General features: G+C 61.1%; 11 protein-coding genes and 1 pseudogene. 10 read left to right on the top strand and 2 right to left on the bottom strand.

Going from position 1 to position 9426, the window contains the following annotated elements; all coding sequences use genetic code 11:
* The first annotated feature begins 167 nt into the window (after positions 1 to 167).
* From ychF to folK, 4 genes are all read left to right on the top strand, one after another.
* Positions 168 to 1259, top strand: coding sequence for a redox-regulated ATPase YchF (gene ychF / locus NW852_RS07550; RefSeq protein WP_414372791.1), 1092 nt, complete (start codon positions 168 to 170; stop codon positions 1257 to 1259).
* Between the two features lie 567 nt (positions 1260 to 1826).
* Entirely contained in the window at positions 1827 to 2681 is an 855-nt protein-coding gene (gene folP, locus NW852_RS07545) for a dihydropteroate synthase (RefSeq protein WP_414386199.1), read from the top strand.
* Entirely contained in the window at positions 2668 to 3039 is a 372-nt protein-coding gene (gene folB / locus NW852_RS07540; RefSeq protein ID WP_414366274.1) for a dihydroneopterin aldolase, read from the top strand. The genes folP and folB overlap by 14 nt, the downstream gene beginning before the upstream one ends.
* Positions 3036 to 3542, top strand: coding sequence for a 2-amino-4-hydroxy-6-hydroxymethyldihydropteridine diphosphokinase (gene folK, locus NW852_RS07535; RefSeq protein ID WP_414372789.1), 507 nt, complete (start codon positions 3036 to 3038; stop codon positions 3540 to 3542). Before folB ends, folK begins: the two co-directional genes overlap by 4 nt.
* A gap of 3 nt (positions 3543 to 3545) precedes the next feature.
* Here the strand turns inward: folK and gap are convergent, their stop codons facing one another.
* Complete coding sequence (gap, locus tag NW852_RS07530; protein WP_414366271.1) at positions 3546 to 4559, bottom strand: type I glyceraldehyde-3-phosphate dehydrogenase; 1014 nt, start codon at positions 4557 to 4559, stop codon at positions 3546 to 3548.
* A 195-nt stretch (positions 4560 to 4754) separates the two neighbouring features.
* Between gap and surE the strand changes: the two genes are divergently transcribed.
* Positions 4755 to 5486 carry a 5'/3'-nucleotidase SurE gene (gene surE, locus NW852_RS07525; RefSeq protein WP_414366270.1) on the top strand — a complete coding sequence of 244 codons (732 nt, stop codon included), beginning with the start codon at positions 4755 to 4757 and terminating at the stop codon, positions 5484 to 5486.
* Here surE and NW852_RS07520 read toward each other — a convergent pair.
* Positions 5469 to 6089, bottom strand: a complete 621-nt coding sequence (locus tag NW852_RS07520) for a DUF3318 domain-containing protein (protein WP_414366269.1) — start codon at positions 6087 to 6089, stop codon at positions 5469 to 5471. The genes surE and NW852_RS07520 overlap by 18 nt on opposite strands.
* Positions 6090 to 6289: 200 nt before the next feature.
* On the opposite strand from NW852_RS07520, the gene NW852_RS07515 reads away from it, so the two are divergent.
* From NW852_RS07515 to NW852_RS07495, 5 genes and pseudogenes are all read left to right on the top strand, one after another.
* A complete protein-coding gene (locus NW852_RS07515) occupies positions 6290 to 7054 on the top strand; it encodes a GvpL/GvpF family gas vesicle protein (RefSeq protein ID WP_414366268.1) in 765 nt (254 codons plus the stop codon).
* A 174-nt stretch (positions 7055 to 7228) separates the two neighbouring features.
* Positions 7229 to 7756 (top strand): hypothetical protein, encoded by a 528-nt coding sequence (locus NW852_RS07510; protein WP_414372788.1) that lies wholly within the window; start codon positions 7229 to 7231, stop codon positions 7754 to 7756.
* A gap of 50 nt (positions 7757 to 7806) precedes the next feature.
* Positions 7807 to 8271 carry a GUN4 domain-containing protein gene (locus NW852_RS07505; RefSeq protein ID WP_414348126.1) on the top strand — a complete coding sequence of 155 codons (465 nt, stop codon included), beginning with the start codon at positions 7807 to 7809 and terminating at the stop codon, positions 8269 to 8271.
* 47 nt (positions 8272 to 8318) lie between these two features.
* Positions 8319 to 9059: a DUF1995 family protein gene (locus NW852_RS07500; protein WP_414335814.1), complete on the top strand. Its 741-nt coding sequence runs from the start codon at positions 8319 to 8321 to the stop codon at positions 9057 to 9059.
* A gap of 159 nt (positions 9060 to 9218) precedes the next feature.
* Positions 9219 to 9426, top strand: a pseudogene (locus NW852_RS07495) (hypothetical protein); the annotation flags it as partial.

Below are 9426 nucleotides of genomic sequence, written 5' to 3'. Positions count from 1 at the left end.
GACTTCTTTCCCCAAACGGGCCATGTCGAGGGAGTGGTCTTTTTGGAGCGGGTCTGAGGACAACTCCAGGGGAGGGGGTGAGGGAGCATCAGCCACCGGCAACCAATGCTAACGTCAGAATAGTTAAAGTTTCGCAACGGATCCCCTTGCCGTTACCCTAGCCTCTCATGCTCAGAGCTGGCATTGTTGGCCTGCCCAATGTGGGCAAATCGACTCTCTTTAACGCCCTCTGCGAAAATGCCAAGGCCGAGGCGGCCAACTTTCCTTTTTGCACCATCGAGCCCAACATAGGGCGGGTGGCGGTGCCGGATGAGCGCCTAGAGGTGCTGGCCAAGATTAGCGGCTCGGCGGCAATCGTCCCCGCCCAGATTGAGTTTGTTGACATTGCTGGGCTCGTAGCTGGCGCCAGCAAAGGCGAGGGGCTGGGCAACCAATTTCTCTCCCACATCCGCCAGGTGGACGCCATCGTGCATGTGGTGCGCTGCTTTCAGGACGAGAACATTGTCCACGTGGCCGGCTCCGTGGATCCCCTGCGAGACATAGGCGTGATTAACCTGGAGCTGGCCCTGGCGGATCTGGCGCAGATCGAGCGGCGCTTGGAACGGGTGCGCAAGCAGGCCAAGTCCGACAAAACGGCTCAAGTGGAGCTGCAGGCCCTGGAAAAACTGCAGGCTGCTCTGGACGAGGACAAGCCAGCTCGCCTGGTGCCCCTTAGTCCGGAGGAGGAGGCTGCCATCAAGGGGCTGGGGCTGCTTACCCGCAAGAAGGTAATCTACGCCGCCAACGTGGCGGAAACAGAGCTGGCCACCGGCAACGACTGGGTGGAGCAGGTGCGGCAAGTGGCCCAGGCGGAAGGGGCGCGTGTGGTGGTGGTCTCGGCCCAGGTGGAGGCGGAATTGGTGGAGCTGCCGCCTGCAGAGCGACAGGCTTATCTAGACTCGCTGGGGGTGAAAGAAGGGGGGCTGAAATCCTTGATCCGCGCCACCTACGAGCTGCTGGGTCTGCGCACCTATTTTACTTCCGGCCCCAAAGAAACCCACGCCTGGACGATCCCTGCCGGTGCCACTGCTCCCCAGGCAGCGGGGGTGATCCACTCGGATTTTGAGCGGGGCTTTATCCGGGCAGAAACAATAGCGTATGAGGATCTAGTGGCAGCAGGATCCCTAAGTGCTGCCCGAGAGAGGGGTCTGGTGCGCAGCGAGGGCAAAGACTACGTAGTGCAGGAAGGGGACGTGATGCACTTTCGCTTCAACGTCTAGGTCTCCCTCTGCCTCCCTGCTCAGGCAAGATGGGTTTTCTCAGAAATTTAAGATTTGCTCACTGTCCCTAGGCAAAAAGACTTAGCCCCCTTGGGCAGAGGATATGGGCTCAGGGGGTCTTCTATCAGTCCGACCGTTTTCCTGAGAAAACCGTTGACGCTGTAACGAAACATCACAATAATTGGACTAGATAAACAAATGTTTGTTTTAGGGATACGTTGATGGATCTACTGCAATACGGGCCGATGGCCTGGGTCTACTTGGCAATTTTTGCTTCCATCATCTGGTGCATTTGGGGTCGTTCGGAAGACGACATCATGTTCTAGAGCAACAGGGGTTCCTCTGTGAGCTTGGGCTATTGCTTGCGCCTGAGCGGGCAGGGGGATCCTTCTTCGGCATAGCCTCTTGATGACCGCAGCCTTGCAAAGATTTCGTTGAGAAACTTTGTGGACTCCTGGCAGGCTTGTGCTGGACTTGAGATCGAGAGGAATGCCATGCCGGGTGGTGGAAAACTCTTCCCCCTGGCCCTGCAACACGCAGCTTGCAACGGTTATGGGTGTTCATAGCTTGACCTCCCGCCGTCCCTTGCCGGGGGCGGAAAAGATGTCAGAGGGCTACTGCCTCTCCTGGCGAGGCGTTGGGGTGATGGGAGTGTTGAATGTAACTCCTGACAGCTTCAGCGACGGCGGCCAGTGGGGATCCGTAGAGGCAGCCGTGCAGGCAGCCAAGGCCATGGCAGCAGCGGGAGCCTTGATTGTGGATATCGGCGGCGAGTCCACCCGGCCGGGGGCGGAGCCGGTGTCGGTGGAGGTGGAGTGCGACCGGGTTTTGCCCGTGATCCGGGCTCTAGAGGGATCCGGCATTCTCATCAGCGTTGATACGCGCCGAACGGAGGTGGCGGCGGCGGCTCTAGCAGCCGGAGCGCACATGATTAATGACGTCACTGGGCTGCGGGATCCGCAGATGATGCAGCTGTGTGCCGAGAAGGGGGTGCCGGCAATCATCATGCACATGCGGGGAGAACCGCGCACCATGCAGCAGCTCACCCACTACGACGACCTCGAAGGGGAAGTTTTTGGCTTTCTCAAGGACCAAGCAGAACGGGCGCTGGCAGCCGGTGTTCCCAGTGTGATTTTGGATCCCGGCCTGGGCTTTGCCAAAACCGCCGAGCAGAACATTGCCCTCCTCAAAGCGCTGCCACGGCTGGTGGCCTATGGCTACCCGGTGCTGGTGGGAGCCTCGCGCAAAAGTTTTGTTGGCCAGCTTGCCGGGATTGCTGTGCCCAGGGAGCGGGATAGCGCCAGCGTAGCCGTGCACCTCTTTGCCGCCAGCCGGGGCGCTACCCTGGTGCGGGTGCACAACGTCCCGGCCCATGTCTCGGCTCTGGCAGCTTGGGCAGGTCTCCACGATGAACCCCACTAGGCTGGTGCTGCGGGGTCTTAGCTTCCATGCCCACCACGGCTATCGTCCTGAGGAGGCTGTGTTGGGAGGGCGCTTTGTGGTGGATGTGGAGATGCAGCTTGGTTGGGTTCCCCAAGCGGATGACCTAGCCCACACAGTGGACTACGCCCAGGTGTACGAGGCGGTGCGGGAAGAGGTAACCCAGCGACGCTACCGGCTGATCGAGACGTTGGCAGAGCGGATTGCTGAGCGGCTGTGGCAGAACTATCCCCAGTTGGAAGCCCTAACGGTGCGGGTGCACAAGCCGCAAGCTCCCCTGCCGGGCCTGTTCGAGGATGTCTACGTGGAGATCGTCCGCCGTCGCCCTGCTCTTCCATGAAGCCTGACCTGGCCTACATTGCTTTGGGCAGCAACCTGGGGGATCCGCTGCAGCAGTTGCGCACGGCTGGAGAGAAGTTGCCGCGGCTGGGCCAGGTGGTGGCCCGCTCCAGCCTCTACCGCAGCCCTGCCCAAGGGGGGCCGCCGGGGCAGCCGGATTACCTCAACGCCGTGGTGGCGCTGGATCCCTTTCCCCCTTACCAATCGCCCCTAGAGTTGCTGAGGGCGCTGCTGGCCATCGAGCAGGAGGCGGGGCGGGTGCGGCGCATCCGCTGGGAGGCCAGAACGCTAGATCTGGATCTGCTGGCCATGGGCAACCGGATCCTGAAGAGCCCTGAGCTAACCCTGCCCCACCCTCGCATGATGGAGCGCCCTTTTGTCCTGGCCCCGCTGTGCGAGATCGCTCCCCATTGGCGCCACCCTGAAACCGGCGTAGCTGCAGCTGAGGGGCTGGCTGCCCTGGATAGCTCCTGGCTGGAGCGCACCGACTTAGGCTGGGATTGAGCTCTACAGCGCAGCCGCCATTTTCACCGCCAGATCCACCAGCCGCGAGGCGTAGCCGTACTCGTTGTCGTACCAGGAGAGCACCTTCACGGTGCGATCCCCCAGCGTCATTGTTGATTCCAGATCCACAATCGAAGAGTGGGGATCGCCGATGATATCGGCCGAAACAATCTGTGGCGGGGCAATGGCGAGGATGCCGCGCAGCGGCCCTTCAGCAGCCTCGACAAAGGCTTGGTTAACCGCCTCTTTGGTAATCGGCCGCTCGGTGCGCACGACAAAGTCCACAATCGAGCCGGTTAGCACGGGCACTCGCAGCGCCAGACCATCCATTTTCCCTCTTAGGGCAGGCAAAACCTCGGCAACTGCCGTAGCTGCTCCGGTTGTGGAAGGCACAATCGACACCGCTGCCGAGCGGCCCCGCCGATAGTCTTTGGGATCCGGACGATCCACAATGGCCTGGGTGGCGGTGTAGGCGTGGCAGGTGGTGAGAAAGCCCGTCTCGATGCCGAAGCGATCCAACAAGACCTTGGCCAGCGGCGCCAGACAGTTGGTGGTACAGGAGGCGTTGGAGACAATGTGGTGCCGCGCGGGGTCGTACTGGTCGTCGTTGACCCCCATCACCACCGTTAGGTCGGCGCCTTTGGCAGGGGCGGAGATGATCACCTTCTTGGCGCCAGCTTCTAGGTGTTTGACTGCCCCTTCCCGCTTGGTAAACAGGCCGGTGGACTCCACCACCAGGTCAACCCCAAGGTCTTTCCAGGGCAGTTGCGCCGGATCCCGTTCTGCCAGAACCCGGATCTTGTGGCTGCCGACTTGCAGGTGTCTGTCCACAGCACTCACGGTCTGGGGCAGGCGCCCGTAGGCAGAATCAAATTGCAGGAGGTAGGCCAAGTTTTCCGGCTCAGTTAGATCATTAACCGCCACCACCTCCAGCCCTCGCTCTGGCTGGGAGAGCAGCGCCCGCAAAAACGACCGGCCAATGCGTCCAAATCCGTTGATGGCTACCCGTGTGGTCATCGCAATCCTCCGGTATCAGTTCAGGATCATGGGTCGAGGGCTGCGGCGCAGGAGACGCCAACCCCCTAGGGATAGGTTAGAAGAAGAACGGGATCCGCCTTGCCTTTGCACTTCAGATCTCCAGATTTGGATCCCATCTGCAACGGAGATTTGCGATTCAGGCTAACCCAGGAAGTTGCCGGTAGAGGAATTCAGATGAAGGTATTGCTGACCAACGATGATGGCATCGAGGCGGCAGGGCTGGCGCACCTCAGGCTGGCCCTCAGCGCTCTCGTTGCCGAGGAAAACTGCTGGATCGTGGCCCCCCACCAGCCGATTTCCGGCTGCAGTCACCAGGTAACGACGGGGCGGCCCTTTCGCGCCTGGGCCCGCGGCGAGCGCACCTTTGCTGTCGAGGGATCCCCTGCCGACTGTGTGCGGGTGGCCCTGTTTAAGCTCGCCCCTTCCGTGGATTGGGTGCTTTCTGGCATCAACGAGGGAGGGAATTTGGGATCGGATGTGTACTTGTCCGGCACGGTGGCGGCGGTGCGGGAAGCGGCGCTGCGCGGGATCCGGGGAATTGCCATTTCCCAGTATCGGGCAGGGAGCCAACCCATCGATTGGGAACAGGCACAGCGGTGGACGCGGGAGATCTTGGCCGAGCTGATGGAACAACCCCTGCCAGCCGGCTCCTTCTGGAATGTCAATTTGCCCCACCTGCCACCAGGATCCCCTTTGCCGGAGCGAGTTTACTGCCCCCTCTGCACACAGCCGCTGCCGCTCGATTACGCCGTAGAAGCAGAGGGGAAAGGCTTGGAATCGGTGTGGTTTCGCTACCAGGGTCGCTACGCAGAGCGAGCCCGCGATCCCCAGACCGATACCGATATCTGCTTCTCCGGTCGGGTGGCCATCACCCAGGTGCACCTGGCCTTAGGAGCTCCCAGGTGAGGGAGTGAGGTTGCGGGCAATGGTTCTCAGCCGCTGCAGCCGCAGTGCCGTCAGGATGTCGGTGGGATCCAGCTTTAGAACCTGCTCCAGGGCATCTGCTAGGTGTTGGGCCGCCTCTTGGCGGGTGTAGCCGCGGAACTGGGCACGGCGCAGGGCAAACTCGTCGGCATCGAAATGGGCGCTCTCCCGATTCAGGTTTTGCCAGATCTGTCGAACCGAGAGCGCCGTGATGCCACCCGCCAACAGGGCAGAAAACGGGTGCTGCCAAGAGAGCTCCGCCACGGTGGTGATGCCACCAAGCAAGGCCAGCGACTGGTAAAACCCCGGCTGTAGCCAGTTGCGATTGTCGAACCAGCCCACCTCCCGCAAAAACAGGAGATCCCGCTGCGGCTGCGGGATCCCTTGCCAGCGACGAAAGTCGATGGCGATGATGCCCTGGGGCTGCCAAGGGGCCTTGCGGCGGGAGAACAACAGGGCTCCACCTCCCGAGTGGGGGACAACGCTGAGCAAGGGCCGGAGGGAAGCGGGAAGCAGATCCCGCAAGCGTTCGATCTCTTCTTTTTGAAAGGTTTCCAAGGGTTTGAAGTCTGAGCGGCTGGTCATAGTTTTACCTGTAGAGGCACGGAAAGGGGGGATCCCACCTGCCCCCCAGCAGCCTTTCAGCCCCGAACACCCCAGACCTGAAGAACCCTGCCAGGTTAGTCTACCGCATCTCCAGGTCGCCGGTAGCAGCCCCCCAGGGCGAAAAGCGCCAGCAAGTGTGCTTAGACTGAGAGGAAAAGCCTACCCCCCGATCCGACCCAATGCCGGTTTTACCCGAACCCAGTGAACAGAGCGCTGGCAGCCCCCTTTACACCTATGCCTTCTTGCCGATGCCAGATGCACCGCTTTGGCATTTCATTCAACAAACTCAAGGGATCCGCGGGCCACTGCAGGTGTTTTCCCCCCCGGGAGGCCGAATTGCCGCTGCTGTGGAGCCGATGCCGGATCCTGCGTCGCTGCAGGCTTCGGATGAGGTGCTGGTGCGTTCTGCCCTGCGCCACGACCAGGTGATCTGCCGGCTGTTTGCCCAAATGCCACTGCTGCCCCTGCGCTTTGGCACCTGCTTTCTCTCAGCCGAAAAGCTAGGATCCCACCTACTGGCCCAGCAGGCAGAGTACGAACAGGCCCTTGCGGCCATCGGGGGAAGAGCCGAGTATTGCCTGAAAGGAAAACTGTCGCCCCAGCCCTCCCCGGATCCCCAACCCGCCCCCAGCGGCACAGCCTATCTGTTGGCCCGCAAACAAGCTTATCTACTGCAACGACAGGCCCAAGAGCAGCAAGAACAGGAGCTGGCAGCCCTGCAGCAGCTTTGGCCCTCCACCTGGCCAGTGCAAAGAGGGGATCCGCAGCCGGGAGAAGTCCTGCGGCTTTACTTTTTGCTCACCCCTGCCGAACGGGAAGCGGCAGCTCAGCTCACCCAAACCTGGGTGGCAGCTCACCCCCGCTGGCAACTGGACTGGAGCCCTCCCTTGCCCCCCTATCACTTTATGGGTACCCTCCGGGATCCCTCCAGATGTACTCAGTAGCACCCTAGAAAAGGTGAAGTCAAAGGATCCCTTTTCGCCCGCCTGGAAAGCCTGACCCAGCAGGGACGCAATTTTTTGGCTGTAATTTTTCAGGGTATTTTACGAATTCTGGCGAGGGATTGGAACTACCACTACCATTACTATTGAAAGTGACCTCCTGTCCCCTCAGCCCTCATGACATTGGAAACATTTTTTACTCAGTTAAATGCCAACGGCCTGACCATTGCGATCCTGCTATTCGCGGCTCCTTGGCTGGTTTGGGTTCTCTGCCACTGGATCCCGGGGCAGTGGGAAGAGCCTTTTTTGCTCAGCTTGAACATCGGCTTGGCAGCGGTGAGCCTTGTCCTCTGGGCCGGTTACTTGGCCTATGCCACCAACACGGCTGGCTGGCAGGCGGTGGTGAAGCAGGCGGATATGTTTCTGCTGCTGGTGCCTCCCTACTATTTTCTGAGCTCCATCTGGGTGGCGCGGCAGCGCATGCCGCTCTCGCGGGTGCCGGCTTTCCGCACCTTGCAAGGGATCGGCCTCTTGGCGGCAGTCTATCTCATTTTTTCTTGGCTCAGCCGCCGGGTCTATCTTGTCTTTTTTTCCTACATGCCCTTCTCAGCCTTCTTGTGGATCCTGGCGGGGTTGCTAGGGGTGGCCTATCTTGGCTATCGCATCGTCTTTGGGAACCCGCCCAAGTATCCTCCTGAACCCTGAGTGGGCCGCCAACAGGGACTAGAATTCGAAAGAAACCTTTTGCAACGGCAATGGTGACAGTCCCTCTGATTTCAGCCCTGGACATTGACTATCGGCCTCTCCAGGAGTTGTTAGCGGCGGGAGCCTGGCTGGAAGCCGATCGGCTGAGCCTGCAATTGCTGTGCCGGGCAGCGGGAGAGGGGGCGGCGCGGCGGGGCTGGCTGTACTTTTCCGAAGTGAGCCGGATCCCAGCAGAGGATCTGCGCACCATCGATCGCCTGTGGCGGGCGGCCTCCGGGGATCGCTTCGGCTACTCGGTGCAGCGGCAGCTCTGGCTGGGGGTGAATCGCAACTGGGAGCGCCTCTGGCCGCTGATTGGCTGGAAACAAGGCTACCACTGGACCCGCTACCCCGACGAGTTCACCTGGGATCTGTCTGCCCCCAAAGGTCACCTGCCCCTTTCCAACCAACTGCGGGGGGTGCGGGTTCTGGAAGAACTGCTCACCCACAGGGCTTGGGAAGACTTGTCCGGCTGAGCGTCTGTTGCAATCTTGTTATCTGATGGATCTGATGGGATGAGACCGTGGCTGAACAACTGCAACTGACTCAGTTTCCCCACCTGCCCGGCGATCTGGCCCAAGCCTGCGAGCAGGCCATCCAGGCCACACGCCTGGCTATCCAGGCGGGGTATCGCCGCCTGCTCATCGAGATCCTCGCTCCCGACATCAAGCCGGAAGTCTTAGCCCGTCCGTTCTTGGAGCTGCTGCCGCCACCGGCTTTGGTGTTGTTCAGCGATGCCGGCGGAGCAGCCCTGGCCCAGCGGGAGTGGGGATCCCTTCCCGACGGGATGCAACTGCAAAGCCTGACTGCCCGCACGCAGCCTACACCAGACCAGAGCGTCCTGTTTGTAATGCCAGCAGTCTACAGCCTGGATCAGGTGGAGCGGGTCTGCCAGGTGGTGAGCGGCGGCGATCCTTCTGGGCTGGCTGCCAAAGGCCGGGATCCCAAGCCCGTCGTTCTCCTCAACCCACAACTTCAGGATGCCGCCGCAGTGGGGGTGGGGCTGGCCGGGCGCCGGCTGCGGCAACGCTTCCTGAGCACCTTTGAGACCAGTTACTACCTGCGCTCGCTGCTGGAAGGAGCCCTGTTTCGCGCCTACCCGGATCCCTGGAGCCTGTGGCAGCAGGAAGAGCCCGGCCTCTACAGCGTCCTCCAGACCTTTAGGGCTCGACCCAGCGGCGAAGAAGTGGCCGAGCTGTTTAGGGCCACCCGGAGAGGGGATCCCTGGTGGAGCTGGCGGCGCTGGCTGGGCGGGATCCCCTGATCGACCCGCAGCTTCAACGTAAGGCGCGGGATTCCCCACTGTCTATACGGTGGGGAGGGATAGCGCCTCCTGACTGATTCCGGGTGTGTTGCGTCGACGTCGCCACCCCGCCTATCGTTCCGGTGCTAGACTGACTGTGGTGACGACCGAGCCACAAGGGTGACTGAGACTATACGGGTAGTCAGGCGGCAGACCTTTCGGCTGTACCCCAACAAAACCCAAGAGCGGGCTTTGTTGTCTGCCCGCCGTTTGCACTGTTACCTCTACAACGCTTGTGTTGCTCATCGACGTTATGAGTATCGGCGCAATCGTCGGACGGTTACTTACCTCGAGCAGCAGAATCTTCTGCCAGAGTTCAAGAAAGCAT

Origin of the sequence: Synechococcus sp. H60.1, from assembly GCF_047462335.1 — a bacterium.
In the GTDB taxonomy this organism is placed as follows: Bacteria; Cyanobacteriota; Cyanobacteriia; order Thermostichales; family Thermostichaceae; genus Thermostichus.
This window is presented reverse-complemented; position numbering and strand designations above follow the sequence as displayed.